General features: G+C 72.2%; 27 protein-coding genes and 1 other RNA gene. 17 read left to right on the top strand and 11 right to left on the bottom strand.

The features are described from left to right. Positions 1-341: 341 nt before the first annotated feature. Both AAG827_RS16835 and AAG827_RS16830 read right to left on the bottom strand, forming a co-directional pair. Complete coding sequence (locus tag AAG827_RS16835; protein ID WP_341927331.1) at positions 342-716, bottom strand: hypothetical protein; 375 nt, start codon at positions 714-716, stop codon at positions 342-344. A 113-nt stretch (positions 717-829) separates the two neighbouring features. Then, the gene (locus AAG827_RS16830; RefSeq protein ID WP_341927330.1) at positions 830-2,869 is read right to left on the bottom strand and encodes an NAD(+) synthase; all 2,040 of its coding nucleotides are present in this window, start codon (positions 2,867-2,869) and stop codon (positions 830-832) included. Positions 2,870-2,931: 62 nt separating this feature from the next. On the opposite strand from AAG827_RS16830, the gene AAG827_RS16825 reads away from it, so the two are divergent. The 5 genes from AAG827_RS16825 to panB all read left to right on the top strand — a co-directional run bounded on the left by AAG827_RS16825 (position 2,932) and on the right by panB (position 7,375). Continuing rightward, positions 2,932-3,774: an SDR family NAD(P)-dependent oxidoreductase gene (locus tag AAG827_RS16825; RefSeq protein WP_341927329.1), complete on the top strand. Its 843-nt coding sequence runs from the start codon at positions 2,932-2,934 to the stop codon at positions 3,772-3,774. Positions 3,775-3,851: 77 nt separating this feature from the next. Next, positions 3,852-4,316: a VOC family protein gene (locus AAG827_RS16820; protein WP_341927328.1), complete on the top strand. Its 465-nt coding sequence runs from the start codon at positions 3,852-3,854 to the stop codon at positions 4,314-4,316. A gap of 28 nt (positions 4,317-4,344) precedes the next feature. Beyond that, positions 4,345-5,523 (top strand): MFS transporter, encoded by a 1,179-nt coding sequence (locus AAG827_RS16815; protein ID WP_341927327.1) that lies wholly within the window; start codon positions 4,345-4,347, stop codon positions 5,521-5,523. Beyond that, on the top strand, positions 5,516-6,403 hold the full coding sequence (locus AAG827_RS16810; protein ID WP_341927326.1) for a hypothetical protein: 888 nt from the start codon (positions 5,516-5,518) through the stop codon (positions 6,401-6,403). Before AAG827_RS16815 ends, AAG827_RS16810 begins: the two co-directional genes overlap by 8 nt. 99 nt (positions 6,404-6,502) lie before the next feature. After that, positions 6,503-7,375: a 3-methyl-2-oxobutanoate hydroxymethyltransferase gene (gene panB, locus AAG827_RS16805; RefSeq protein WP_341927332.1), complete on the top strand. Its 873-nt coding sequence runs from the start codon at positions 6,503-6,505 to the stop codon at positions 7,373-7,375. Positions 7,376-7,378: 3 nt separating this feature from the next. Here the strand turns inward: panB and AAG827_RS16800 are convergent, their stop codons facing one another. After that, the gene (locus AAG827_RS16800) at positions 7,379-8,893 is read right to left on the bottom strand and encodes a hypothetical protein (RefSeq protein ID WP_341927325.1); all 1,515 of its coding nucleotides are present in this window, start codon (positions 8,891-8,893) and stop codon (positions 7,379-7,381) included. A gap of 71 nt (positions 8,894-8,964) precedes the next feature. Between AAG827_RS16800 and AAG827_RS16795 the strand changes: the two genes are divergently transcribed. Then, positions 8,965-10,161, top strand: a complete 1,197-nt coding sequence (locus AAG827_RS16795) for a PQQ-dependent sugar dehydrogenase (RefSeq protein ID WP_341927324.1) — start codon at positions 8,965-8,967, stop codon at positions 10,159-10,161. Between the two features lie 287 nt (positions 10,162-10,448). On the opposite strand, the gene AAG827_RS16790 is transcribed toward AAG827_RS16795, so the two are convergent. Beyond that, positions 10,449-10,736, bottom strand: coding sequence for a hypothetical protein (locus AAG827_RS16790; protein WP_341927323.1), 288 nt, complete (start codon positions 10,734-10,736; stop codon positions 10,449-10,451). Between the two features lie 6 nt (positions 10,737-10,742). After that, the gene (locus AAG827_RS16785) at positions 10,743-10,940 is read right to left on the bottom strand and encodes a hypothetical protein (protein WP_341927322.1); all 198 of its coding nucleotides are present in this window, start codon (positions 10,938-10,940) and stop codon (positions 10,743-10,745) included. Between AAG827_RS16785 and map the strand changes: the two genes are divergently transcribed. From map to AAG827_RS16765, 4 genes are read left to right on the top strand one after another with little or no spacing between them, the layout of a single operon-like run. Further along, complete coding sequence (map, locus tag AAG827_RS16780) at positions 10,939-11,796, top strand: type I methionyl aminopeptidase (protein ID WP_341927321.1); 858 nt, start codon at positions 10,939-10,941, stop codon at positions 11,794-11,796. The two genes, AAG827_RS16785 and map, sit on opposite strands and share 2 nt — an antisense overlap. 58 nt (positions 11,797-11,854) lie before the next feature. Beyond that, positions 11,855-13,459, top strand: coding sequence for a circularly permuted type 2 ATP-grasp protein (locus AAG827_RS16775; RefSeq protein WP_341927320.1), 1,605 nt, complete (start codon positions 11,855-11,857; stop codon positions 13,457-13,459). Further along, complete coding sequence (locus AAG827_RS16770; protein ID WP_341927319.1) at positions 13,453-14,376, top strand: alpha-E domain-containing protein; 924 nt, start codon at positions 13,453-13,455, stop codon at positions 14,374-14,376. The genes AAG827_RS16775 and AAG827_RS16770 overlap by 7 nt, the downstream gene beginning before the upstream one ends. After that, positions 14,376-15,215: a transglutaminase family protein gene (locus tag AAG827_RS16765; protein WP_341927318.1), complete on the top strand. Its 840-nt coding sequence runs from the start codon at positions 14,376-14,378 to the stop codon at positions 15,213-15,215. The genes AAG827_RS16770 and AAG827_RS16765 overlap by 1 nt, the downstream gene beginning before the upstream one ends. Before the next feature lie 27 nt (positions 15,216-15,242). On the opposite strand, the gene AAG827_RS16760 is transcribed toward AAG827_RS16765, so the two are convergent. Beyond that, positions 15,243-15,683, bottom strand: coding sequence for a tetratricopeptide repeat protein (locus AAG827_RS16760; protein WP_341927317.1), 441 nt, complete (start codon positions 15,681-15,683; stop codon positions 15,243-15,245). A 75-nt stretch (positions 15,684-15,758) separates the two neighbouring features. On the opposite strand from AAG827_RS16760, the gene rnpB reads away from it, so the two are divergent. Then, positions 15,759-16,133, top strand: an RNA gene (gene rnpB / locus AAG827_RS16755) — RNase P RNA component class A. A gap of 51 nt (positions 16,134-16,184) precedes the next feature. On the opposite strand, the gene AAG827_RS16750 is transcribed toward rnpB, so the two are convergent. Then, positions 16,185-17,135 (bottom strand): pyridoxamine 5'-phosphate oxidase family protein, encoded by a 951-nt coding sequence (locus AAG827_RS16750; RefSeq protein ID WP_341927316.1) that lies wholly within the window; start codon positions 17,133-17,135, stop codon positions 16,185-16,187. Between the two features lie 213 nt (positions 17,136-17,348). Here AAG827_RS16750 and AAG827_RS16745 point away from each other — a divergent pair, with 213 nt between their 5' ends. Then, positions 17,349-18,590, top strand: a complete 1,242-nt coding sequence (locus AAG827_RS16745; RefSeq protein WP_341927315.1) for an MFS transporter — start codon at positions 17,349-17,351, stop codon at positions 18,588-18,590. Here the strand turns inward: AAG827_RS16745 and AAG827_RS16740 are convergent, their stop codons facing one another. From AAG827_RS16740 to AAG827_RS16730, 3 genes are all read right to left on the bottom strand, one after another. Beyond that, a complete protein-coding gene (locus AAG827_RS16740; protein ID WP_341927314.1) occupies positions 18,591-18,962 on the bottom strand; it encodes a lipopolysaccharide assembly protein LapA domain-containing protein in 372 nt (123 codons plus the stop codon). A gap of 101 nt (positions 18,963-19,063) precedes the next feature. Then, positions 19,064-19,714 carry a response regulator transcription factor gene (locus AAG827_RS16735; protein WP_341927313.1) on the bottom strand — a complete coding sequence of 217 codons (651 nt, stop codon included), beginning with the start codon at positions 19,712-19,714 and terminating at the stop codon, positions 19,064-19,066. Between the two features lie 67 nt (positions 19,715-19,781). Next, positions 19,782-22,184: a hypothetical protein gene (locus AAG827_RS16730; RefSeq protein WP_341927312.1), complete on the bottom strand. Its 2,403-nt coding sequence runs from the start codon at positions 22,182-22,184 to the stop codon at positions 19,782-19,784. 131 nt (positions 22,185-22,315) lie between these two features. On the opposite strand from AAG827_RS16730, the gene AAG827_RS16725 reads away from it, so the two are divergent. From AAG827_RS16725 to AAG827_RS16715, 3 genes are all read left to right on the top strand, one after another. Continuing rightward, a complete protein-coding gene (locus AAG827_RS16725; protein ID WP_341927311.1) occupies positions 22,316-22,906 on the top strand; it encodes a sugar O-acetyltransferase in 591 nt (196 codons plus the stop codon). A gap of 23 nt (positions 22,907-22,929) precedes the next feature. Then, complete coding sequence (locus tag AAG827_RS16720; RefSeq protein WP_341927310.1) at positions 22,930-23,376, top strand: NUDIX hydrolase; 447 nt, start codon at positions 22,930-22,932, stop codon at positions 23,374-23,376. A gap of 70 nt (positions 23,377-23,446) precedes the next feature. After that, positions 23,447-24,124 carry a thermonuclease family protein gene (locus AAG827_RS16715; protein WP_341927309.1) on the top strand — a complete coding sequence of 226 codons (678 nt, stop codon included), beginning with the start codon at positions 23,447-23,449 and terminating at the stop codon, positions 24,122-24,124. Here AAG827_RS16715 and AAG827_RS16710 read toward each other — a convergent pair. Next, complete coding sequence (locus AAG827_RS16710; protein ID WP_341927308.1) at positions 24,121-25,581, bottom strand: RNB domain-containing ribonuclease; 1,461 nt, start codon at positions 25,579-25,581, stop codon at positions 24,121-24,123. The genes AAG827_RS16715 and AAG827_RS16710 overlap by 4 nt on opposite strands. Before the next feature lie 42 nt (positions 25,582-25,623). Between AAG827_RS16710 and yaaA the strand changes: the two genes are divergently transcribed. After that, on the top strand, positions 25,624-26,403 hold the full coding sequence (yaaA, locus tag AAG827_RS16705) for a peroxide stress protein YaaA (protein ID WP_341927307.1): 780 nt from the start codon (positions 25,624-25,626) through the stop codon (positions 26,401-26,403). Between the two features lie 88 nt (positions 26,404-26,491). After that, on the top strand, positions 26,492-26,962 hold the full coding sequence (locus tag AAG827_RS16700) for a hypothetical protein (protein ID WP_341927306.1): 471 nt from the start codon (positions 26,492-26,494) through the stop codon (positions 26,960-26,962). The last annotated feature ends 21 nt before the right edge of the window (positions 26,963-26,983 follow it).

The following is a 26,983-nucleotide window of genomic DNA, read 5'->3' as shown; positions in this document are numbered from 1 at the left end:
GCGATCGAGCGCGGTGTGAGGCACACGACCCGACGACCCCGCGCATGCCGATCGACACCCTGATGAGTCGTGGGCCCCAGACCGCGCCCCGGCGCAGTCCCCGGCACACGACCCACGACCCACTCCCCCCACGCCCGAGCACCCCCGGTCCGACCCCCGCAATGCCGGATCGGCGCGTCGTGTCGTGACACATCGCGCCGACTCGGCCGGGGCTCTGCAACATTGAGCCGACTCGGCGTGTGGGGGTGGGATCGGCCGAGGCGATGCTGCGGCAGCGCTCGACGTCGAGGTCGGCGTTGACCTTCCAGCCGGAGCCCTCGAGTGGGTGGGGGCGACGTCGCTCAGCGGGTGAGCGTGGCGACGCAGGGCTCGCCCTGGTCCGGCGTGGCGGTGACGGTGAAGTCGTCGGCGCCGTCCTCACGGCCCAGTGCGTCGACGTCGAGCTCAGCGTCCTCGTCGGTGAGGCGCTCGCCCTCGAGGAGGGTCGTGCCGCCCTGCTCGACCAGCACCAGCCAGCTCTCGCCGGGAGCGCTCGACTGGAGCTCGTAGGTGACCTCGAGCCCCTCGTCGTCGTTCTCGACCGTGAGCTCGTAGGACGCGGAGCCGCAGGTGCCGCGAGCGACCGACTCCGCGTCGCCGCGCATCAGCGCCCAGGCACTGCCGGCGACCAGCGCCAGCACGACGGCGCCGGCTACGACCAGGATGGCCTTCTTCATCGTCTTGTTCTCCTCAGGTGGTGTTCTGTCGTGGTGACAGGAGGAGACTCGCAACGAGGTCGCTAACGGCGAACCATGTCGTTGCTAAGGCGAGGCAAAGGTGCTGATGCCTCCTAGGAGGGGACGTTGGCCTCGATCTCGGCCAGCCATGCGGTGGCCTTGGCGTCCGAGGGCATCCGCCAGTCACCGCGCGGCGACATCGTCCCGCCGGCGCTGACCTTAGGCCCGTTGGGCAGGGCGGAGCGCTTGAACTGGCTCATGAAGAAGCGGCGCACGAAGACCTCGAGCCAGTGCCGGACGGTCGGCAGGTCGTAGGCCTGGCGACGCTCGTCGGGGAAGTTGGGCGGCCAGTCCCCCGCACCGGCGTCGCGCCACGCGTGCCAAGCCAGGAAGGCGATCTTGCTCGGTCGATGACCGCGGCGGATCACGTGGAAGAGCGTGAAGTCCTGCAGCGCGTAGGGGCCGACGGTGTCCTCGGTGGCCTGCGGCTTGGCACCGTCGGTCGTCGGGATCAGCTCGGGAGTGATCTCCTGCTCGACGATCCTCTCCAGCAGCGCGTTGGTCTCCGCGTCGAACTGGTCGCTCTCGGCGACCCACCGGATCAGGTGCTGGATCAGGGTCTTCGGCACGCCGGCGTTGACGTTGTAGTGCGACATCTGGTCGCCGACGCCGTAGGTGCACCAGCCGAGCGCGAGCTCGGAGAGGTCACCGGTGCCGACGACGATCCCCTTGCGGTGGTTGGCGATCCGGAAGAGGTAGTCGTAGCGCAGTCCGGCCTGCACGTTCTCGAACGTGATGTCGTAGACCGGCTCACCGTCGGAGAACGGGTGGTCGATGTCGTGGAGCATCTGGGTGGCCGCCGGCCGGATGTCGAGCTCCTCGAAGGTCACCCCGAGGCTCTGCGAGAGCCGCGTGGCGTAGTCCTTGGTGGTGTCGCCGGTCGCGAAGCCCGGCATCGTGATCGCCTGGATGTCGCTGCGAGGACGACCGAGGCGGTCCATGGCGCGGGCCGCGACGATGAGGGCGTGGGTGGAGTCGAGCCCGCCGCTGACGCCGATGACCGGCCGGGTGTCGCCGATGGCCTGGAGGCGCTGCTCGAGGCCGGAGACCTGGATGTTGTAGGCCTCGTAGCAGTCGAGCGCGAGCCGCTCCGGGTCGTCGGGCACGAACGGGAAGCGGTCGACCTTGCGCCGCAGGCCGATGTCACCGGCCGGCGGACCCAGGGTGAAGGGCACCGTGCGGAAGGCGCTGGTGCGCGCCTCGTGCGTGCGCCGGTTGTCGTCGTGCGTCCCCTGACGGAGACGCTCCTGGCGCAACCGGTCCAGGTCGATGTCGGCGACCGAGCGTCGCGGGCCCTCGGGGAAGCGCTCGGTCTCCGCGAGCAGGTCGCCGCACTCGTAGACCATCGTCTGCCCGTCCCAGGACAGGTCGGTGGTCGACTCCCCCTGGCCGGCGGCTGCATAGAGGTACGCCGCGTTGCAGCGCGCGCTCGCGCTGCGCACCAGCAGCCGGCGGTCCTCGGCGCGAGCGACGGTGATCGGGCTCCCACTGAGGTTGGCCAGCACCGTCGCGCCGGCCAGCGCGGCCTCCGCGCTCGGCGGCACCGGCACCCACATGTCCTCGCAGATCTCGACGTGCACGTCGAGACCGCGCACGTCGGTCGCGCTGAAGATGAGGTCCGGTCCGAAGGGCACGGTGGCGCCGTTGATCGTGATGGTGCTGGCCCGACGGTCGTCACCCGGGGCGAAGTGGCGTCGCTCGTAGAACTCGCGGTAGGTCGGCAGGTAGGACTTGGGGCTGACCCCGAGCACCTCGCCTGCGTGGATGACCACGGCGCAGTTGGTGACGCGCGTGCCGTGCACGAGCGGGGCTCCCACCACGATCACCGGCAGAAGGTCCCTCGACGCCGCCACGATGGTCGCGATCGCCGCCTCGACGGCCTCGAGCAGCGTGTCCTGGAGCAGCAGGTCCTCGATGGAGTAGCCGCTCAGGCCCAGCTCCGGGAAGAGCGCCAGCGCCACCCCGTCGTCGTGGCAGAGCCGCACCTGCTCGAGCACCCGCTCGGCGTTGGTCGCCGGGTCCGCGATCGCGACCGGCAACGTGCAGGCCGCCACCCGGGCGAACCCGTGCGCATAGGCCGAGTAGAAGTCCACGCTGCGAGTCTAGGGACACCAGCGCCGTCCCGGCCGTGGTGTCGCGCCCTAGGCTCCGACACATGAGCGACCAGACGATGGCAGGCCGCACGGTCCTGGTGACCGGTGCGAGCGACGGGATCGGCGCGGAGACGGCGCGCGTGCTGGCGGCGAGGGGGGCCACGGTCCACGTCACCGGCCGGTCGGCGGAGAAGCTGAAGCCGGTGGCCGAGGCGGTCGGCACCGAGCCCCTGGTGGCGGACTTCTCCCGCCTCGACGACGTACGACGCCTCGCAGCGTCGGTCGGCGAGCGGGTCGAGAAGCTCGACGTGCTCATGAACAACGCGGGCGGCACCTTCTCCCCGTCGCGCACGACCCACGACGGCCACGAGCCCAACTTCCAGGTCAACCACCTGGCGCCGTTCCTGCTGACCAACCTGCTGCGCCCGCAGCTCGCCGCGGCCGGCTCGTCGCTGGTCGTCAACACCTCCAGCATCGGCAACCTGATGGGCAAGATCGTGCTCGACGACCTCGACTACGAGCACCGCCGCGCGATCGAGTTCCCGGCCTACGGCACCGGCAAGCTGATGAACATCGTCTTCACCCGCGGCATCGCCCAGCGCTGGGCCGGCGACGGGGTCGTCTCGGCGGCCGTCCACCCCGGCCCGGTCGGCAGCTCGTTCGGTCGCGACTCGTGGTTCGTCGGCCTCCTCTACCGCTCGCCGCTCAAGCGGCTCGCCACGATCAGCGTCCCCGACGGCGCGGCGCCGCTCATCGCGCTCGCCGAGGGAGGGCCGGTCCAGGAGGTCAACGGGCGCTACTACAGCCGCTTCCACGCCGACGGGCGCGAGAACAAGCAGGCCCACGACCAGGCGGTCATCGACGGACTGTGGGAGCGCTCTGCCGCGCTGGTCGGGGTCGGCTGAGGTCTCGACGACCGCAGCGATGAGTCGGGGACGTCGCACGGGTCTGCACGGGCATCACCCCCGACGAAGGAGGCACCATGCCCGCGATCACCCCCTGCCTGTGGTTCGACGACAACCTGGAGGAGGCGGCCGCTTTCTACACCGGCATCTTCCCCAACTCCTCGGTCGGCCACCTCGCCCGGCTGCCCAACGGCGACGCGCTCGCGGGTGAGTTCGCCCTCGACGGCCTGACCTTCCAGGGCATCAACGGCGGGCCGACGCACGCGCACTTCACCGAGGCGGTCAGCTTCAGCATCAGCTGCGCCGACCAGGCCGAGGTCGACCACTACTGGCACTCGCTCCTCGACGGCGGCACCGCGTCGATGTGCGGCTGGCTCAAGGATCGCTTCGGGTTGTCGTGGCAGATCGTGCCCCGCCGGCTCATGGAGCTGCTCTCCGACCCGGATCCGGCGCGCGCCCAGGCAGCCCAGGCCGCGATGCTCGGCATGCAGAAGATCGTGGTGGCCGACCTCGAGGCTGCGGCCGAGGGCGCCAGCGTCTGACCAACCCGTGCCACCTACCGTGGCCCGCATGACCGCGTGGAAACGGGTGGCCCTCGCGATGTTCTCGGTCGGGTGGGGCGCCAACCAGTTCTCCCCGTTGCTCATCGCCTATCGCGACGAGCTCGGGATGTCGACGCAGACGAGGGCCTTCCTCTTCGGTGTGTACGCCGTGGGGCTGATCCCGGCGCTCCTCGTCGGCGGTGCCGCCTCCGACAGGTGGGGACGGCGCGCGGTGGTCCTGCCGCTGGTCGCGCTGTCGCCCCTGGCGACCGTCCTGCTCATCGTGGAGCACGAGTCGGTCGCCGGGATCGCGGTCGCGCGACTCCTTGCCGGCATCTGCTCCGGCGTGGTCTTCAGCGCCGCGAGTGCCTGGGTCTCCGAGCTGTCGTCCGACGAGGTTGCCGGCACGGCCGCGAAGCGGGCGGCGATCGCCCTGTCCGCCGGCTTCGGCGTCGGACCGCTGGTGGCCGGACTGGTCGCGGAGGCCACCGACCACCCGCTGACGGTGCCCTACCTCCCTCACGTCGTGCTCGGCGTCGTCGCGCTCGTCCTGCTGCTCCCCGTGCCCGGGCCACGCCCCACGACCGGGGCCACGCGCTCCCTGTTGCGCGTCCCGGCGGTCACGCGGACGCGACCGTTCCTCCTGCTGGTCGCGCCCGTCGCCCCGTGGGTCTTCGGCTCCGCAGCCCTCTCGATCGCCTTCCTCCCCGCCGAGATCGGCGGGTCGACCAGTGGCGCCCTGGCCTTCGCCGGAGTGCTGACCGGCATCACGCTGGGCACCGGGGTGCTCGTCCAGGGCACCGCCCGGCGCCTCGACGACCGTCGTCCCCTGCTTGCGGGGCAGGTCGGGCTGGTCGCCGCGATGGTCGCCACCGCCATCGGCATCGTCGCGCTCCAGACCGACGTCCGCTGGCTGCTCCTGCTCGCGGGCCCCGTCTTCGGAGCCGCCTACGGCTGCTGCCTGGTCTCCGGTCTGCGCGAGACCGAGCGGCTCGCCGACCACGGCGAGCTCGGCGCGACGGTCGCGGTGTTCTACGCGCTGACCTACCTCGGCTTCGGCGCCCCCTATGCGCTGGGGGCCATCAGCGGCGCCGGAGCCGGCGACGAGGGCGCGTTGCTGCTCACCATCGGCGTGGTGGCGCTCTGCCTCGCCGTCGTGACCGCCGCGGGACGACACGCCCGCAGCAGCGGGGTCAGCCGTGCATGAGCCACCGACCCACGTCGGGGACCAGGACGTCCTCGACACCGTCCGTGCCACCTGGCTGCCGGAGGCCGACAGCGTCGTCCACCTGCCGGTCGGCTTCGGCGCTCACCACTGGGCGGCCTCGGCTGCCGGCGAGCGTCGGCTCTTCGTCACGCTCGACGTCCTGGGCGCCAGGGACGACGCCGACTCGCTGACCTCTGCCTACGGTGCCGCCGCGGCCTTGGCAGGCGACGGGCTGGAGTTCGTCCACGCCTCGCTCCCACCCCTCACCGTGCCGCTGGCCGACGGCCTCCTCAGCGCCACGCCGTGGGTCGAGGGCCGCCGTCCGGAGCGTCTCGACCGCGAGGCCACGGCGACGATGCTCGCCCGTCTCCACGCCGCACCAGCGCCCGACGGCATCCCCCACTGGCGCCCGCTGGTCGGGCGCGACCTCTCCGACGACCTGGCCGGGCGCCTGCGGGCGACCTGGGACGGCGGCCCGTTGTCCGCGCGGGCACAGGCGGCCCTGCGCGCCCACCTGCCCGCGATCGACGTCTGGGTGACCCGCTACCACCGGCTCGCCGAGGAGGCGGCCTCGCGGCCCGGCGTACCCACCCATGGCGAGCCCGATGTCCACAACCAGCTCGTCACCGAGCACGGCACGCTCCTCGTGGACTGGGAGTCCCTCCGTCTCGCGCCAGCCGAGCGCGACCTCCGGGCCCTGGGTGCGGGCGGGACGATGGCCGAGATGTTCGACCTCGAGTGGCGCCTCGACGAGGTCCAGCAGTACGCCGTGTGGTTCCAGCAGCCCCACCCCGGCGGCGCCGACGACCTCGAGGCGGTGGAGGGTCTGGTCGAGGAGCTCGGGCGACCCGAGTGGCACGAGCCGACGCCCCTCCCGTGATCGGCGACACAGCGCGCAGCGACCGGGTGCGGGGCTAGCCTGATCAGCAGTCCGGGGACTCCACCAGGGAGCCTCGAGATGCACGTCGATGGGAGCTCGATGATGAGCACGTCAGAAGAGACCGCGCCCTACGGCACCGGCCCGGCGGCCGTGTCCGCGCCGGCGGCCGCCGCGCCGGTCAAGCGGGTCCGCACGCACCACCTGCGGGAGATGAAGGAGCGCGGGGAGCGCTTCTCGATGCTCACCGCCTACGAGCAATATGCCGCGCAGACCTTCGACGAGGCCGGCATCGAGGTGCTGCTCGTCGGCGACTCCGCCAGCAACAACGTCTACGGCAACGAGACGTCGCTGCCCGTCACGGTCGACGAGCTGATCCCCCTCACCCGTGCCGTCAGCCGCTCCACGCGCCGCGCGCTGGTGGTGGGCGACCTGCCGTTCGGCAGCTACCAGGCCTCCCCCGAGCAGGCCTACCTGACGGCCGTGCGGTTCATGAAGGAGGGCGGCGCGCACGCCGTCAAGCTCGAGGGCGGGGTCGAGATGGCCCCCCAGATCGAGAAGCTCACCCAGGGCGGCATCCCGGTGATGGCCCACATCGGCTTCACGCCCCAGTCCGAGCACACGCTGGGTGGCTACCGCGTCCAGGGTCGCGGCGAGACGGCCGAGCGGGTGCTGCGCGACGCCAAGGCGATCCAGGAGGCCGGCGCGTTCGCCGTCGTCATGGAGATGGTGCCCGGCGACGTCGCCGCCCAGGTGACCCAGCAGCTGGTGATCCCCACGATTGGCATCGGCGCCGGCGCCGGCTGCGACGGCCAGGTGCTGGTCTGGCAGGACGCCTTCGGGCTGCGCACGGGCCGCATGGCCAAGTTCGTCAAGCAGTACGCCGACCTGCACGCGACCCTGCTGCAGGCCGCGAAGGACTACGACGCGGACGTGAAGGCCGGGACCTTCCCCGGCCCCGAGCACACGTTCTGAGCCTCAGTCAGCCGTGACCCGGCGTCGCGACCGGCGGTGCAGCAGCAGCGCCAGTCCGAACGCCGGGACCACGGCCGCCGCGGGTGCCAGCAGCGCCGCGCTGGACGACGTACGCACCGGGGCGAGGTCGCGCGGCGCCAGCGGCGGGACCGTGCGGCCGGGCAGGCCTCGGAAGCGGTAGACGTCGAAGCCCCTCACGAGGTCGTTGCCGTAGCCGTAGAAGGACCCGTCGCGGTTGATCCGGTTGGTCTTGAAGGACCAGGTGTCGGAGTCGGGGAAGGTGTAGTGGCCGACCTCGCGCATGCCGATCCCCTGCCCCAGGGCGATGGTGGCCGGTGAGCCCTGGGCGGTCGCGAGGCCGCTGATGTCGAGGACCCGGACGCCCTGGCTGTACCACGCGATCGTCATCATCTTCTGCCGCGGATACATGCGGAGCACGTGGGAGGTGCAGATCGCCCCGTCCTGCGGCTGCACGACCGGGATGAACCAGGCGCCGATCTTGACCGGCGTGCGGACCCGGCTGCCGGTGATGTCGTAGACGTGCAGACCGCCACCGGGGCACTCGACGCTCCCGGCCGCACCGGCGCGCTCGTCGGTGATGACCAGCAGCGTGCGGGTGCTGCCGTCCGCGCGCTTGAACGTGATCGGGTCGGACTGGTGGACCACGTTGATCGCCGGGTCGATGATCTGACCGATCTGGCGCGGCCGGGCCGGGTTGCTGGTGTCCAGGATCAGGGTCTGCGACAGCGCCGCGACGAACGCACGGGTGCCGGCGGCGTTGAAGGTGATGTCGTGCGACTCCGAGCCCAGCGACGTCGGGACGAACGGGATCCGGAAGTCCTGCACCTTCTTGGGCAGGCTGGGGCGGCGGATGTCGTAGATCGTCACCGCCGGGCGGGTGCTGGAGATCAGGTCGGAGTTGGAGTTGTAGAGGTAGTCGCCGCTGGGGTGGATCGTCATGTTGTGCGACCCGCGCGGCACCGGCAGGAAGCTCACCGACTGCGGCTGGGCGGGCTGGGTGATGTCGACGATGACCGTGCCGGCGTCGTCGGCAGCCAGCTTCAGGTCGCGACCGCAGCGCGACCGGGCGCCCTCGGCGCCGACCGTGCCGTCGGCGGTGTAGCTCGCGAGCACCCGGTTCTTCTTCGTCCAGACCTGGATGTCGCCCTGGCTGACCTTGCAGTCGAAGACCGCCACCCGCCTCGGCTGCGTCGGCCGGCTGATGTCGATGATCTGCATCCCCTTGTCGAGCGTGCCGGCGAGCGCGTAGTCGCGGCCCGCGATGCGCACGAACTCGATGTCGGAGCCGTTCTGCGCCTCGCCCGTGCGGTCGTACTGGAGGTTGGCCACGTGGGACATCCGCTGCCCGTCGCCGCTGGGCGCGACCAGAAAGGACCGCTCGTTGGTGGCGACGTCACCGGCGCCCTCGTGGGCCACCGCTGCCGTGGGGACCGACAAGCAGAGAGCCGCGGCAGCAGCGGCGATGGACGTCGTACGAGCAGACCTGGTGCGGGGCACGGGGATCCTCCTGGCCACGGGCGGGTGTCCACAGCCCAACGACCCGACAGCGATGGGGTTACCGTGAGCGCATGCGATCGCTGACGCTCGGAGTCCTGCTGGCCCTCGTCTCGGCAGCCGCCCCCGCGGGGGCGCTGACCCCCTCGTCCACCGGATCCGCGGCGACGACGGCGGCGCCGGCGGCCGTCGTCGCGCAGGAGCCGGCGCGCGCCGGGGTGCCGCGGCTCGTCGTGACCAAGCGGGTCACGGGCCTCAGCAACCCCTGGGACGTCGAGCCCATCGGGGCGGGACGGCTGCTGATCACCGAGCGCGACACCGCCCGGCTCTTCGTGGCGGGCAAGGGCGCCAAGCGACGCGTGGCCTTCCCCTCCGACTCAGTCTGGGTCGCCGGTGAGACCGGGCTGATGTCGCTCGAGGTCGACCCCGACTTCAGCAAGAACCGCCGCTTCTACACCTGCTCGGGAGGCTTCCTGGCCGGAGGCGGGCACGACGTGCGGGTCAACGCCTGGACGCTCAACACGTCGCTCACCCGGGCGACGCTGGTCAGGAAGCTGCTCGGCGGGCTCCCGACGACGACCGGTCGGCACGGCGGTTGCCGCCTGCTGATCGCCCGCAACGGCGCCCTGGTCGTGGGCACCGGTGACGCGGCCGTCGGCACCAACCCGCGCGACCTGACGTCGCTCGGCGGCAAGACGCTGCGGCTCGACCGTCGCACCGGCGCCCCCTGGCCGACCAACCCCTACATCTCCGCCGACAACCGGCGCCAGCGCTACGTCCTTACCTACGGCCACCGCAACGTCCAGGGCCTCGCCCAGCGTCGCGACGGCACGTTGTGGTCGGTCGAGCACGGCTCCTTCCGCGACGACGAGGTCAACCGCCTCGTGAGCGGCGGTGACTACGGCTGGAACCCTGTGCCCGGCTACGACGAGTCGGTGCCGATGACCGACCAGTCCCTCCCCGGCACCCAGCTCGAGGCCCGCTGGCGCTCCGGCGACCCGACGCTCGCGACGTCGGGAGCCTCCTTCGTCTACGGCAAGAAGTGGGGTGCGCTCGACGGTGCCCTGGCCGTCGCCGCTCTCAAGGCGACCCGCGTGCTGTTCCTGACGTTCAACGCCGAGGGCAGGCTCGTGCGCAAGGACGTGCCGAAGATCCTCGAGCGCTTCGGCCGGCTGCGCTCGGTCACCCTCGCCCCCAACGGCGACCTCCTCGTCACGACCGACACCGACTCCGGCGGCGGCGCGGTGCTGCGGGTGCGACCCGCGAGTTGAGCGGGGTCCTCGCGACCGGCGGTCGAGACCCACGCCGTACGGCGAGTCCCCCGGGCCGCCGGGTCTCAACAACCGCTCGCTGCGCTCGCTGCTCGACCACCGGCGGGAGGGCTCGACCACCGGTGGTCGAGCAGTGAGGAGCACCAGCGACGAACGCACGTCGAGACCCCCGACGAACGCCCACGACCCACGAGCCGCCGGGTCTCGACAACCGCTCGCTGCGCTCGCTGCTCGACCAACGAGGGGGCTCGACCACCGGCGGGAGGGCTCGACCGACGAAGCAGCCGTCAGGCGGTCCAGCCGAGGAACGCCCCGCCGGCGTTGAGCGCGGCGAACCAGAACACGAAGGCGAACAGCGCCACCCCCACCAGCCGGCGCGGGTGGGGCGTCCACCACGCGCAGCAGAGCAGGAAGAGCGCGATCCAGACCAGGACGAGGACGAGCACGCCCCACCACGGGGCGACCAGGCCGCTGGCGGCGTAGAGGAAGAAGGCCGCGGCCATGAGGATCATCCCGACGAAGGGCCAGGGCTCGACGGCGCGGGGCGCGGTCGCCCGGCGGCGGCGGTTGAGCACGATCGGCTAGTCCTCGAGCTGCTCGTCGTCCCAGCCGGAGTCGGACTCCTTGTCCCAGGCCTCGGTGCGCTCGGCAGCGGTCTGCAGCGCACGGGAGGCCTCGGCCTCGGTCGCATAGGGACCGAGCCGCTCCTTGTTGGGGCAGCCGTCGTGTCCCTCGACGCGGGAGTGCTTGATGCAGTACCAGAACTCGCTGTCGCTCATGACGCCGAAACTACACTTCTCCCCCGTGCCTCCCTCGCCACGCCGCCCCGTCCCCGCCCACATCGCGCGCCCCGAGTACGTCGACCGGCCGGCGCCGGCGCGCTTCACCGGGTCCGAGGTCAAGGACGCCGACACCATCGAGCGGATGCGGGTGGCCGGTCGGCTCGCAGCGCAGGCCCGTGACCTCGTGGGCTCGCACGTCGAGCCCGGGGTCACGACCGACGAGCTGGACCGGATCGGCCACGAGTTCCTCTGCGACCACGGCGCCTATCCCTCGACGCTGGGCTACCGCGGCTTCCCCAAGTCGCTGTGCGCGAGCGTCAACGAGGTCATCTGCCACGGCATCCCCGACGACACCCGGGTCGAGGACGGCGACATCGTCAACATCGACGTCACCGCCTTCCTCGACGGCGTCCACGGCGACACCAACGCGACGTTCCTCGCCGGAGACGTCGACGAGGAGAGCCGCCTGCTGGTCGAGCACACTCACGAGGCGCTGGACCGCGGGATCAGGGCGGTGCGACCAGGGCGGCGCATCAACGTGATCGGCCGCGTCATCGAGTCGTTCGCGAAGCGCCACGGCTACGGCGTCGTGCAGGACTTCACCGGCCACGGCATCGGCACGTCCTTCCACAGCGGGCTGATCGTGCCGCACTACGACACCGACGACCACGACGACCTGATCGAGGTCGGCATGACCTTCACCATCGAGCCGATGCTCAACCTGGGCACCCACCTGTGGCAGATGTGGGACGACGACTGGACGGTCGTGACCCTGGACGGGAAGCGCTCGGCGCAGTTCGAGCACACCCTGCTGGTCACGCCGTCCGGCGCGGAGGTCCTGACGCTCCCCTGAGGTGACACCCCCGAGCGCCGACACACGACCGACACACGCGACTTTGTAGGGTCGGTCCATGAACGCGATGTTCGAGGGCTACGGGACCGGCGGGGTCGCCTACGACGAGATGTTCGACGGCGACGCGCTGCGCCCGCCGTACCTCCGGCTGCGCGACTCCCTGCAGACCATGACCACTCCCGACCTGGTCGCCCGGGTCGAGGCGCTCCAGGCGAGCTACCTCGACCAGGGCGTCACCTTCGACATCGGCGGCGAGGAGCGGGCCTTCCCGCTCGACATCCTGCCGCGGGTCATCGAGATGGACACCTGGTCGACCATCGAGAAGGGCGTCCAGCAGCGGGTGCGCTGCCTGGAGATGTTCCTCGCGGACGTCTACGACGCCGGTGAGGTCTTCGACGACGGTGTCATCCCCCGCGAGGTCATCGCCACCTCGAGCCACTACCACCGCGAGGCCGCCGGGGTCCGACCGCCCAACGGCGTGCGGGTGCACGTGTCGGGCATCGACCTGATCCGCGACAACAACGGCGAGTTCCGCGTGCTCGAGGACAACGTGCGGGTCCCGTCGGGCGTGTCCTACGTGATGACCAACCGGCGCGCGATCTCCGCGGCCCTGCCCGAGACCATCGCGGCCCACCGCATCCGACCCGTGGCGGCCTATCCCCAGCGGCTGCTCGCCGCGCTGCGGGCCGCCGCACCCGCCGGCGTCACCGACCCGACGGTCGTCGTGCTGACCCCCGGCGTCTACAACGGCGCCTACTTCGAGCACGCGCTGCTGGCCCGCACGATGGGCGTCGAGCTCGTCGAGGGCCGCGACCTCGAGTGCCGCCGCGGCCGCGTGATGATGCGCACGACCAAGGGCCTCGAGCCGGTGCACGTGATCTACCGTCGCGTCGACGACGAGTTCCTCGACCCGGTGCACTTCCGCGCCGACTCGATGCTGGGCTGCCCCGGCATGATCGACGCCGCCCGCGCCGGCAACGTGACGCTGGCCAACGCGGTCGGCAACGGCGTCGCCGACGACAAGCTCGTCTACACCTACCTGCCCGACCTGATCCGCTACTACCTCTCCGAGGAGCCGGCGATCAAGAACGTCGACACCTGGCGCCTCGGCGACACCGACGCCCGCGAGGAGGTCCTCGACCGTCTCGACGAGCTCGTGTGCAAGCCCGTGGACGGCTCCGGCGGCAAGGGCATCGTCATCGGGCCCGCCGCCTCCCGCGCCGAGCTCGACGAGCTGCGCACCAAGGTGCTGGAGGACCCGCGCTCGTGGATCGCCCAGCCCGTCGTGCAGCTCTCCACGGTGCCGACCTTCGTCGACGGCAAGCTGGGCCCGCGCCACGTCGACCTGCGCCCCTTCGCGGTCAACGACGGCTCGCGCGTGTGGGTGCTCCCCGGTGGGCTGACCCGGGTCGCGCTCGCCGAGGGCGAGCTCATCGTCAACTCCTCGCGCGGGGGTGGCTCCAAGGACACCTGGGTGCTCGCCGGCCATGCGGCGCCAGCGGCCAGCCCCGCGCCCGAGCCCGACCCCGCGCCGACCGCGAGCGAGGTGGGGGCCCCCCGGCACGTCGTACCCCCTCCGTCGACGCCGTCGGTCACCGGGCCCGCCATCGCCGACCTGAAGAACCAGGCCGAGCAGCAGCAGCAGGGAGCAGCGACGTGCTGAGCCGGATCGCGGAGTCCATGTTCTGGATCGGCCGCTACGTCGAGCGCGCGGAGGACACCGCGCGCATCCTCGACGTGCAGACCCAGCTGATCCTCGAGGACGCCACCATCGACGAGGACGCGACCTGTCGCGGGCTGCTGTCGATCATGGGCGTCGAGGACGAGCCGACCAGCGCGGTCAACGTCGCCATGGTGCTCGACCAGCTGGCCTACGACGCCTCGTCGCCGGTGTCGATCGCCTCCGCGCTCGGTGCCGCCCGCGAGAGCGCGCGCCGCGCCCGCGAGACGCTGTCGGTGCCGATGTGGGAGGCCATCAACACGACCTACCGTGCGATCCCGAGCGGGCAGCTCCACGCGCAGCGGCCGCCCGGTGTCTTCCAGTGGGTGCGCGAGCGCGCCGCGCTGATCAACGGCACCGCCGACGCCACGATGGTGCGCGACGAGGGGTGGCACTTCCTGATGCTCGGCCGCTGCGTCGAGCGTGCCGACATGACCTCGCGCTTGATCGCCACCGCATCGCTGTCGCAGGGTGCGCCGTGGACCTCCACGCTGCGCGCGTGCGGCGCCTACGAGGCGTTCCTGCGCACCTACCGCGGGCTCGAGACCGAGCGGGGGGCTGCGGAGTTCCTGCTGCTCGACCGGCTCTTCCCGCGCTCGGTCGTCTTCTCGCTCAACCGCGCCGAGCAGTGCCTCGACAACCTCGAGTCGGCGGGCCAGCGCGCCGGCTTCCAGAACGAGGCGCAACGACTGCTGGGTCGGATGCGTGCCGAGTTGGAGTACCGCTCGCTCTCCGACGTGCTGCACGACCTGCCCAACGAGATGGAGCGCCTGCAACGCGCGTGCGCGCTCGCCACCGAAGCGGTCACCCGGCGCTACTTCGCCGGCGCCGAGGCACTGACCTGGCAGGGAGTCGTCTGATGCAGCTGAGGATCATCCACACCACGACCTTCGAGTACGACGGCAAGGCGGTCGCGTCCTACAACCAGGCGCGCCTGACTCCGCTGACCACCCCGGAGCAGATCGTCCTGCACAGCCGCCTGGAGGTCTCGCCGGCGCCGTGGACCTACGACTACCGCGACTACTTCGGCACCCAGGTCACGGCCTTCGAGGTCGTCGACCCGCACGAGACGATGACGGTCACGGTCAGCTCGACCGTGCAGACGCACCGCCCGGCCCCGGCCCCGCCCTCGGCGACGTGGGAGTCGCTGGCCGAGCGCGAGGTCGCCGACCGCTGGACCGAATACCTCACGCTCCCGGAGATGGTCGCCCCGCCGACCGACTTCGCCCAGCGCGCCAAGCAGGTCGCGGCCGACCACGAGCTGCCCGGCGACGCGGCGCGCGACCTGTGCGCGATGGTGCACGACGAGGTGGAGTACATCCCCGGCGCCACCGACGTCCAGAGCCACGCCGCCCTGGCGTGGCAGCAACGGGCCGGCGTCTGCCAGGACATGGTGCACCTGGTCATCGGCGGCCTCCGCTCGATGGGCATCCCGGCGCGCTACGTCTCCGGCTACTTCCACCCGCAGGCCGAGCCCCTCGTCGGCGAGACCGTGCCCGGCGAGTCGCACGCGTGGGTCGAGTGGTGGGACGACGGCTGGCACGCCTTCGACCCGACCAACGACCACGTCCCGTGCGACCGCTACGTCGTCGTGGCCACCGGCCGCGACTACCGCGACGTCAAGCCGCTGAGCGGGATCTACTCCGGGGCCAAGACCTCGCGGATGCACGTCGACGTCACGCTGACCCGCCTGACGTGAAGCATCCTGCCCTGACGTCGTACGACGTCAGGTGAGCTGGTCCCACGACAGCTGACCGGCCTCGGCGAGCATCCGCTCGACGCGCAGCACCTCGACCTCGTGCTCGGGGTCGCCGCTCATGACGGCCGCCATGCGCAGGTGCGGCAGCGCGTCCGGGAGCCGCGACTGGCGCACGAGCGCGCGACCCAGCGCGAAGCGGGCCCACACGTCGTCGGGGGTCTCCTCGACCAGTGAGCGCAGCTCGGCCTCCGCCTTCTGCAGCTGGGCGCGCATCAGGTAGGCCCAGGCACGCAGCGCCCGGAGGCCGGTGTTGGCGGGATCCAGCGCCAGCGCGCGCTCGAGCACCTCGAGGGCCTCGCGCGGGGCGCGCTCGACGAGCAGGTCGTGCGCCACCCGGTAGGCGGACTCGGGACGCAGGTGGGCCGGCTGGAGCACCGGAGGAGCCTGGATCGTCACGTCGTCGGTCATGCCCTCCAGAACACCACGGGAGACTTGTGGATTCCGGCACCGGGCGCGGCCATGCCCTAAGGTGTCGCGTGCGGACGGGCTGGCCGGGCGACCGCGTGGACCGGAGTGATCCGGTCCCCGAGGAAGGTCCGGGCTCCACAGAGCAAGGTGGTGGGTAACACCCACCCGGGGTGACCCGCGGGACAGTGCCACAGAGAACAGACCGCCAGCCGCTCCTCCGGGAGCGGTCGGCAAGGGTGAAACGGTGGAGTAAGAGACCACCAGCGGCCCGGGCGACCGGATCGGCTCGGCAAACCCCACCTGGAGCAAGATCAGACAGTGCGCGCTCGAGGGCTGCTCGCCCGAGTGCACGGGTAGATCGCTGGAGGCTGTCGGCAACGGCAGTCGTAGATGGATGGTCGCCGGCTGGCTTGCCAGTCACAGAACCCGGCCTACAGGCCAGCCCGTCCGCACCGGGGCCTCACCTGCAGGTCCATGGGGGCAGGTCTGTCCGTGACTGAGTCAGTAGAGGTTCTGGCGGTAGTCCACGGCGATGCCTGCGCGTACCGCAGCCTCGCTGGCGCCGGTTCGCACTGCTGCAGCAGCGAGACCCCGACGGTCACTGCTCTTGACATGGTCGGCCCAGATCTTGGCCGCGCGTGGAAGGGTGCCCTTCGAGAGGTGTGTAGCCGGGCTCCACAGGGCGGCGCCTCGCACGGCATCGCTGACCCGCAGGGAGCAGTGGTCCACGTCGACCACAAGTGCGACCTTCGGGACCTGGTCCTGCACTGCCATCGTCGCCAGCAGCGCCGGGTCTGTGGTCAGCCGCGCCCGACCCCGTATCTCGACCACGCGGTCGTCTCCCGGACTCATGGCCAGCACGGTGACCGCCGGGCGTTCGAGCAGGTTGTGGAAAGTGTCGGTGCGACGGTTGCCTGGCCGGTCGGGCAGGGCCACGGTGCGGTCGTCGAGCACGGACACGAAGCCCGCAGGGTCTCCCTTGGGGCTGGCATCGGCCCGACCGTCCTTGTCGCAGGATCCGATGACAACGAACGGCGTCCTTGACAGGAACACCCGTTGAGCGTCGTCGATCCGGTCGGACTCGCTGACCACCGGAGCGTCGGTCGCGGTCTCGAGTGAGGACCAGAGCTCGGAGCGGATCATCGCTTTGCCGCAATGCACGAACGCCTCCTCGACCACCAGGCCCGTGGCATCGCTCCGCCCGTTGACGCGCAGCGACTCGCGCCACCCCGGGATGAGGAAGAGCAGCGCTGTCGCTGAGCCGACCTCAGGGCGGGCAACGTGGGCATCGAAGGCAAGGTGGCTGGCGCCATCGGGGCGGGCGAACCCCGCCCTTCCCCCCACGACCACGGCATGGACGACGCCGTCGCGGTCGAGGTGCACCATCACCGCCGCGGTCGAGCACGCGAGTATGGCCGAGCAGTGGGCGTCGAGCTCGGCGATCGACTTCATCATGGCGGCCAGCGGCTGGCGACCGACCGTGGCTTCCAGCCCGTCCACGTCGCAGATGTCGTGTGTCACGCTGCACTCCTTCGTCGGTCCTCGATCACCACGTCAACTGTCGCAGTCGGGACCGTCCACGGAGGGACCGGACCACCTGGTGAGGCGCACCTCGCGGTGTTCCTCGTGGTGTGATGAAGGCACCCGGAGCCTGGGAGGTCGCCGATGCCGGACGCCCCGCCCCCGCTCGGCTCCCCGTCGTTCGGTCGCTTCTGGGCGGCCGCGACCCTGAGCTCCTTCGGCACGGCGGTCACCACGGTGGCCATGCCCGTGCTGGTCGTGACGACGCTCCAGGCCTCGCCGTTCGAGGTGGGGGTGGTCAACGCCGCCCAGTTCGTGCCCTATGCCGTGCTGGGCCTGCTCGCCGGGGTCTACGCCGACCGGTGGCGACGGCAGCGGATCCTGGTGTGGAGCAGCGTCGGCCAGGCGGTCACCCTGGGGGCGATCCCGGTCCTGTCCGCGCTCGACGCGCTGGAGGTGTGGGCGCTGGTCGTGCTGCTGCTCCTCTTCGGGTCCTTCTCGGTGTTCGCCTTCGCCGCGACCCAGTCCCTGCTCCCCCGGCTCGTGCCCCGGGAACGCCTGGTCGTCGCCAACGCGCGCCTCGACCAGACCGACGCTGCCGCCCAGACGCTGGGGCCCGCTATCGGCGGCGGTCTCGTCGGGCTGCTGGGCGCACCCGTGGCCATCGCGGTCGACGCGGTCAGCTATCTCGTCGACGCGGTGCTCAACGCCGGGCTGCGCGTCGAGGAGCCGCCGAGCGACGCGTCGGCCCCACGCCACCTGGGCCGTGAGATCGGCGAGGGCCTGCGGTGGACCTACCGCCACCCGACCCTGGCGCCCCTCGCCGCCTCGACGCACGTGTGGTTCCTCGCCAACGCCGCCGGCTTCACCGCGCTGACCCTCGTCGCGCTGCGCGAGATGGCGCTGTCCGCCTTCGTCTTCGGGCTGCTGGTCGCCGTCGCCGGCATCACGGGCCTGATCGGTGCGAGCCTGGCTCCGGCGCTCGGGCGGCGCATCGGCGCCGGGCCGGCCATCATCGCGGCCCGCGCGCCCTACCCCCTCGCCTGGCTGCTGGTCGCCCTGGCGCCGACCGTGCCCGACCCCGACACCGCCGGTGTCGCGCTCCTGGCGCTGGCCCTGGGCGTGCACGGACTCGCCGGGGGCCTGGAGAACGCCAACGACATGGGCCTGTGGCAGCTCATCACGCCGGACGGGCTGCTCGGCAGGGTCAACGCGACCAGGCGGTCCGTCAACCGGTCGATCGCGGCCCTCGGGGCCGTCCTGGGCGGCACGTCGGTGATGCTCCTCGGTGGGAGCGCGACGCTGGTCGGGGTGGCCGTGGTCTTCGGGCTCGCCTTCGCGGTCGCCGCGCTCTCCCCGCTCCGGGCGGTGCGGCAGGTCGACTAGCTAGCGTGCCGACCGGCTGGTCGAGCGGCCCCGGTGCACGCGTCGGCGCACCTGCCACATCCGCAGCGTCGCGGCGATCGCGGCCAGCACCAGACCCGCGGTCGCGGCCACGAGCAGCGCGACCGCCAGCGGGGTCTGGCCCTCCCAGCCGAAGTAGGACACGGTCACGTCCTGGGTGTTCTGCGCGACGAAGACGATGAGCAGGATCAGCACCACCGCCAGCGCGACGACGCCGGCCCAGAGCCCGCTGGTGCGTGAGCCGCGCAGCGGGTCGGGCGCCTCGGTGGCCTCCGGCGTGGGTGACACGGCCCCACGGTCAGCGGTGCTGCTGGCGGTGGGCCTGGTCGGGGTGGTCGGGGACGGGTCTGACATGGGTGCTCTCCTCGGTGGGTCCTGGATCCCGGTACCCACGAGACGGCGCCTCATCTCGGCCCGCACGTCCGGGAGACACGGTCGGTCGTCGCAGGACCGCCTCAGTCGGCGTCGGGCCCGACCACGCGCGCACGGTCGGGCTCGAAGCCGTGCGCCAGACCCCAGAGGACGGCCTGCGATCGGCTCGACACCTCCATCTTGCGGTAGGCGGTGCGGATGTAGGTCTTGACCGAGTTGATGCTGAGGTAGCAACGATCGGCGATCTCCTGGTTCGACAGGCCCTGGGTGATCAGCGCCACCACCTCGGCCTCGCGGGCGCTCAGGTTGTGCTCCAGACCCGGCCATGCCGTCACGAGCAGCGAGTCGGGGTCGCCGAGGTCCCTCGACGGCACCACGACCTCCCCGGCGTGGATGGCCTCCACGCACTGGACCAGCTGCTCGGCATCCAGCGCCTTCGAGAGGTAGCCCGAGACGCCCTGCGCCACGGCCCTGCGGACGAGGTCGGGCTGGAGGTTCCAGGTGAAGATGGCCACGCGCGCCCCGGCGCCGTCCGTGAGGTCGTCGAGCCGGACCGAGTCGCCCTGGACCTGGCCGAAGGTGTCGTAGAGCACGACGTCCACGTCGCTCACGACCGGCAGGCGGCTGTCGATCTCCACGACGGTGATGCGCTCGCTGAAGGGGGCCAGCACCGAGGCCAGGCCCCGGACGACGATCTCGTAGTCGTTGACGATGGCGACGCGGACGGGCTCCATGGAAGGGAACCTACCGGCGCCCGGTGCTGGGACCTCCTCAGATGGCCGACCTGCCACGTGATCCGGCTCAACCGGCCCGGAGCACGACGCTGATCGTGGCGGCGCGACTGGTCGCGTCGGTGGTCGCGGTCAGCCCGCCGCGGGTGCCCGTCGGGACCGGGCCACCGCTGTCGGCGAGGAGCACCCCGATGTGCCCTCCCCCGGTGCCGACCAGCTCGTCGCGGACGACCACCCCGCCCGGCGGGGTCCAGTCGGTGGTCGCGGAGGACTTGTCGGCCCAGTAGGACACCAGCCACTGTCCATCGCCGGCCACGCTGACCGTCGGCGTCGGGTGGGACGTCGACCCCACCGTCTCCGTGCCGGTGCTGACGGTCGCGACGGGATCGCCGGTCGCGGTGGCGCTGTAGGCGGCGAGGTGGAGCCCGACCTTGGCATAGCTGCCCAGGGCCACGGTCACGCTGCGCCCGGCGTCGGTGGACGTAGCGACGCGGTGCCACAGCAGCGTGCGCTGCGACCCGGCCACGACGTTGCTCTGCTGGGTCCAGCCCGACGGCGGCGTGATCGCGGCCGCGGTGTCGTTGACCGTGGCGAAGAGCAGCATCGCATCGCCGGCGCGCACCGCCGAGGGGGTCGTCACCGACGCCGACGCGGTGTTGGTCATCGAGCGCGCGAGTCCGCGGAAGGCGATCGGCGTGCTGGTGGGCGGCGGCTCGGTCGCCGCGGTCGTGTAGGCGAGGTGGAGCACCGGCGCGGCCACGCCGTCGTGCGAGGAGGCCCGGCGCTCGCCCGAGCCCGTCATGACGAAGGCCAGGGCGTTGCCCGCCCGCCAGCCGGGTCGTCGTACGACCTCCTGGACGATGGCGCGCAGGTCGCTCGTGCGCTGGGCCGTCGTCGTCTGCCCGCTCTTCCACGCCGGTGGCACCCAGGTCGTGGTGGCCTGCGTGCGCGGGCGCGACGAGACGGTCGTGCCGGAGGTCGTGAAGGTGGGGGTGTCGTCCTCGGCGATCCCGGCGACCTGGATCGATGCGGCGTCGGCGTTGGAGCCCGACGCGCGGAACTGGATCCACGCCTCCGTGATGGTGGCACCGACGGGCACGGCCAGCTCGTCGAAGCGGATGCCGATCGTCTGCGACGTCGTGCCGGCCCGCGGGATGTTGAGGCTCGCGCCCAGCCAGTCGGCATAGCCGATCGGGCGCTGCTCCACGTCGTCGAAGGCCTTGGCGACCGGGGTGTCGAGCGGCAGTGGCGCACCCGCCGCGACCACCGTGACGGTCAGGTCGTCGGTGCCGGCCAGGGCGCCGTCCGACGACGTCGCGCGTACGACGTAGGTGCCGGCGGCCGAGAACGTTGCCGTGGTGCGGCTCGAGGTGGCGTCGGCGAAGGTGACGCTCCCCGGCCCGCCGACCTTGGTCCAGGTCAGGGTCGTGCTCGGTCCAGGACGTCCGTCGTCGCGCACGTCGGCCCGCAGGGCCAGCGGCTCACCGACCACGACGGGTGCGTCTCGCCCGGCGTCGACGACGGGTGTGAGGTTGACGATGGGTGGGAGGTCGACGCGCAGCTCGAAGAGACGCCCGTCGTTCTCGTCGGGATCGGTGTCGTTGTCGACGCCCCGGTCGACGACGTAGAGGTCGTAGCGGCCGGGGTCGTCGGTGGCGGGAGCGACGGTGATGCCGGCGGCGAAGACCTGGCCGGTCACCGCGATGTCGACGCGGGAGACCAGCATCAGCTGGCGGTTGAGCTCGTAGACCGCCTCGGAGGTGCTGTCGACGACCACGAGCGTGCCGCGGCCGGGGTGGTAGCCGATGCCCTCGGGGTCCTCGGCGCCGTAGACCTCCACGTCGAGCTCCGTGGCGGTGTCGTCCCCGGTGGGGGCCACGCCGTCGAAGCGACCGTTGGGACCGGGGTCGACCCGGTGCACGTCGTGGTCGGCGCCGTCGAGGACGAAGAGCTCGCCGGTCGGGGGGAAGTAGGTGACGTCCTCCGGGTCGGTGCTGCCGAAGGCCGCCGTGCTGAACGACGTGCGGGTGTCGTCGGCCGTGCCGTAGCGGCCGTCGGCACCCGGGTCGATCTCGTGGATGCGGAGCTGGTCGTCGTCGGAGACGAAGGCGTGGCCGCTGGCCGGGTCGTGGCCGATCCCCGCCGCCTCCTTGGTGTAGGCCGTGGTCAGCCCACGGTCGAGCACCGCTCCGCTGCGGGTCGTCTCGAGCACGTTGGCGCCCTCGAAGACCGGGGTCTCGTCGACCTCGGAGTCGGAGATCAGGAAGCTGTCACGCCCGGGCAGGTAGACGATCCCGGCCGGGTCCGGCAGGGCCGGCGACAGGGCCGAGGTGGCCACCGTGCGCACGAGCACCGCCGACGTCGTCGGCACGGCTGCCGTCACCGGTGCCGTCGTCCCCACGACCGCACCTGCCGCCCCCACGGCCAACCCCACGGCCACCGCCAGCGCGCTGCGCCCCCGACGTCGCCCCATGGACCCCACCCCCGTCACTTGCTGTGACCCGGTGCGATCACTGCAGGTCAACCTAGGTTTCGCCGGGACCCGCGACCATTCCCAAATTCGGTGAAACGGGGTGTTTGCCCCTCGCTTCCTAGGGTGTCCCCATGACCTACACCCGTGACGAGCGCTCGATGCACGAGCGCCTGCTGGCCGGAGATCCCTACATCGCCGACGACCCCGTGCTCGAGGAGCTGAGCCTCGCGGCCCGCGACCTCGCGGCCGCCTACAACGCGACCTCGGACCGGCAGCGGCCGATGCGGCGTCGGCTGCTGGAGCAGCTGCTCGGCTCGGTCGGCGAGGACACCCAGATCCGCACGCCGCTGCACGTCGACTACGGCTCCCACATCACGATCGGGTCGCACTGCTTCGTCAACGTCGGGCTGATGGCGCTCGACGTCGCGCCGATCACCATCGGCGACCACGTCCAGATCGGCCCCAACGTTCAGCTGCTCACCCCGACGCACCCCCTCGAGGCCGGACCACGCCGCGACGGCTGGGAGTCGGCCGAGCCGATCACCCTCGGTGACAACGTGTGGCTTGGCGGCGGTGTGATCGTGTGCCCCGGTGTCACCATCGGCGCCAACACCGTCGTCGGCGCCGGCTCGGTCGTCACGAAGGACCTGCCCGCCGACGTCGTCGCCGTGGGCAACCCTGCACGCGTCATCAAGCCGCTGCCGCCGTCCGACGCCGCTTGAGAGGGCCTTACTACGCTGGAGCCATGACCTGGGCGACCTGCGACCACGGCCACGCGCACTGGGGCCGGCGCGGGGCGGCGGGCCTGCTCCTGGCCGAGGAGGGGCGCGTCCTGCTGCAGCTGCGTGCCCGCTGGGTCCACCGCGGCGGCACGTGGTCCATCCCCGGTGGTGCCCGCGAGCAGGGTGAGTCCGGGGTGCAGGCGGCGCTGCGCGAGGCGAGCGAGGAGCTGGGGCTCGCGGCGCAGGCAGTCGACGTGCGCGGCTCGTCGACGGCCAGCTGCGGCGGCTGGACCTACGAGACGGTCCTCGCCGTGCCCACCCGGACGCTCGAGCTGCACGACCACTCCGAGAGCGACGGGCACCGCTGGGTCCCGCTCGCGGAGGTCGAGGCGCTCCCGCTCCACCCGTCGTTCCGCACCGCCTGGTCCGCCCCGGACTCGGCCATCGTGGCGTTCGTGGCCGGCTCCTGAGGCGTTCGGCTGCGCTGGGTCGTCACCGCGCCTACCCTCCGGTGACACCACCACGTCCCGGGAGGGAAGAGTGCGAGGACACCTCGCCCGCCTGCTGCTCGCGCTCGCCCTCGGGTGCGCGACGCTGAGCAGCGTCGCGTCACCGTCGTACGCCGCCGACAAGGACTGCGGCGACTTCGCGACCCAGGCCGCGGCCCAGGACTACTTCCTCGACAAGGGCGGGCCGCGACGCGACCCCGACCGGCTCGACTCCGACGGGGACGGGGTGGCGTGCGAGTCCAACCCCTGCCCGTGCTCGACCGCCCAGAGCGGCTCCGGCCCGGCGCTGCCCCCGGCGAAGCGCCAAGGGGCCCGCATCGTCCGTGTCGTCGACGGTGACACCGTCGTGGCCCGGCTGACCCGCACCGGACGTCAGGTCACGGTGCGCCTGCTCGGCATCGACACCCCCGAGGTCTTCGGTGGCGTCGAGTGCGGCGGTCGGGCCGCGTCACGCACGACCAAGCACCTGCTCCCCCGCCGCACCCGGGTCACGCTGGTGTCGGACCCGACCCAGGACCTGCGCGACCGCTACGGCCGGCTGCTGCGCTACGTCATGAAGGGCGGCGTCGACGTCGGCCAGCGCCTCGTGCGCCGTGGTCATGCCCGCGTCTACGTCTTCGACGACCACCCGTTCCGTCGGGTGAAGGCCTACCGCGCCGCTGCCCGCAAGGCCCGCGCCGCGGACCTCGGCCTCTGGGGCAGCTGCTAGCCGACGTCCGGCAGGAGCCGGAGCTCCACGGTGCGCGTCGCCACGTCGGCCTTCTCCAACCGGACCCGCACGTCGGTCCCCAGCGGCAGCTCGCCGTCCCCGACGACACGCGCCTCGACGCCCACACCGGTGAGCATGACGGTCCCGCGGGACGGGTCCTTGCCGTCCCGGCTCACGACCACGCCGTCGAAGTCCTCGCCCACGCGCGAGGCCAGGAGCCCGGCCTCGACCAGGTCGAAGACGGCGCGCTCGTAGCCCTTGGCCCGCTGGCCCGACTGCTGCATCTCCTGGGGCAGCGCCGGCAGCGCCGCGAGCACCCAGTCGGGCACGGGGTCACCGGAGCAGAGCGCGACGCACACCTCGGCGGCATAGCGGTCGGCGAGCCGACGCAGCGGTGCTGTCACGTGGGCGTACTCGGAGGCGAGCGCCGCGTGCAGCGGCTCGGCCGGCACCTCACCGTCGAAGGCGACGTAGCCGCTGCCGCGCAGCAGCCGGGCCGAGGCGACGATCATCGCCGCGTGCGCGGGGTCGGTGGCGTCCAGCGACCGGATGAAGTCGGGATAGAGCTGCTCGGCGGGCCACTCGATGTGCAGTGCCTTGGCCGTGCGGTGCAGGCGCTCCACGTCACGCGGGTCCGGCGGCGGGAGCGTCCGCAGCAGACCGACACGGCCGTAGACCATGAGCGACGCGGCTCCGAAGCCGGTGAGCAGCGAGATCTGTGCGTTCCACAGCTCGACCGGCAGCAGGCTGCGGAACTCCAGGGTCCAGCGGTCGCCCTGGATGTCGATCTCCTGCTCGGGCAGCGGCAGCGACACCCCTCCCCGGGCAGCGTCGCGCGCCAGCCGCAGCTCGCCGATCTCCTGCAGCAGCCTCAGCGACTCGCTCGCGCTGCCGTCGTCGATCATCTGCTGCGCCTGCTCGTAGGTCAGCTTGGCGGTGGAGCGCACGCGGGCCCGCGCGACGGTGATGTCGGTGCCCTCCCCGGTGTCGTCGACGAGGATCGTCCACAGCAGCGCGGGGCGGACCGCGCCGGCCACGAGCGAGCCGGCGTCCTCCGAGATGACCTGGGGGTGCAGCGGCACCTTGCTGTCGCCGCCGTAGAGCGTCTCGCCGCGCCGGTGCGACTCGAGGTCGACCGGGTCGCCGGCGGTGACGAACGCCGCCAGGTCGGCGATCGCGTAGTGCACGACGTAGCCGTCGCCGTCGCGCTCGATGTGGAGCGCCTGGTCGAGGTCCATCGCGCCCTCGGGGTCGATGGTGACGAAGGCGAGGTCGGTGCGGTCCAGGTCCGGCATCCGCGGGCTCGCGGCGGCGGCCGCTGCGGCGGCCTCGACCTCGGGCGGGAAGTCCGCGGACACGTCGAGCTCGGCGCGGATCCGGCCGATCCCTTCGCGCAGCAGCGCCGCGACGGCACCGTCGTCGGCTCCCGTGATGTGGACGACGCGGTTGCTCGGCATGCCTGTGACCCTAGACGAGGGTGCCCTCACTAGGCTTGCTCCGTGCTGATCCTGCTCCCGCCCAGCGAGGGCAAGACCGCTGCGCGACGTGGCAAGCCGCTCGACCTCACCGCGCTCGGCAGCCCGGTGCTCACCCCGGCCCGCGAGCGCGTCCTCGACGCCCTGGTGACCCTCTGCGAGGCCGACCCCGACGTGGCCGCCTCGACCCTCGGCGTACCCAAGACGCAGCTCGACCTGGTCGCCCTCAACGCCGCCGTCCGCGAGGCGCCGACGGCGCGGGCCGACCAGGTCTACAGCGGCGTCGTCTATGACGCCCTCGACTTCGCGACGCTCTCCTCAGCCGCCAGACGGCGCGCCACCTCGCGCGTCGCCGTGACCAGCAGCCTCTTCGGGCTGGTGCGCCCGGGTGACCGCATCCCCGCCTACCGGCTCTCCGGCGACGCCACCCTCCCCGGCCTCGGCGGCGTGGCCGCCCACTGGCGCGAGGCGCTCGGGCCGGCCGTCACCGAGGCGCTGGGCAAGGGCCTGCTCGTCGACCTCCGGTCGGGGATGTACGCCGCGTTCTGGCGGCCGCCGGTCGACCTCGCGAAGCGGGTGGCCACCGTCCGCGTGCTGCACGAGGTCGCCGGCACCCGCAAGGTCGTCAGCCACTTCAACAAGGCCACCAAGGGCCGGATCGTCCGCGCGCTCCTCGAGGACGGCCGCGACCCCCGCACCCCCGCCGCCCTCGCCGACCTGGTCCGCGACCTGGGCTGGACCGTCGAGCTCGGCGACCCGACCCCCCAGGGCACCCAGCTCGACGTCGTCGTCACCGACCTCTGATCCCCGGTGCCGAGTCGGCGCGACGGTGCACGACGGCCTCCCCCCTGCGGGCGTGCCGCGCGAGCGCGGTGACTGGCACGCTGGTCCGATGACCGACGAGACGCACGACCACGCCGACCACGGCCAGCCCAGCCCCGAGCACCGCCGCCCCGACGGGGTCGACGACGCCACCGTCGAGGCCCTCGGCAAGCTCTCCGCCGCGCTCGACCACGTCGAGGACGCCCGCGGGCACCTCTACGCCTTCCACCGGCTCTGCGGGAGCGCCGAGACGACGCTCGAGGAGGCGACCGCGATGATCCGCGACGCCGGGCACGACTACCTCGCCGACGCCCTCGACACCGACGTCCTGGGCCGCAACCCGCTGCCGGGGATGTGGTCCTTCCAGATGGTGGAGGCCTACGACGACGGCTACTACGCGGCGGTCAAGGGCCTCCAGCAGCGTGCCCTCGACCAGCTCGTCGAGGGGCGGCGCCATCTCTTCGAGGCCGAGATGAAGCAGCTGCGCCGCACCCAGGGACGCTCCGGTCACGAGGCCACGCCCGGGGACGTCACCGCCTGAGTGCCGAGCCGGCGCGATGTT

The sequence above is a fragment of the Nocardioides psychrotolerans genome, from assembly GCF_943371775.1.
Taxonomy (GTDB): Bacteria; Actinomycetota; Actinomycetes; order Propionibacteriales; family Nocardioidaceae; genus Nocardioides; species Nocardioides psychrotolerans_A.
Note: the sequence above shows the minus strand (reverse complement) of the source record. Positions and strands in the feature narration are given on the sequence as shown.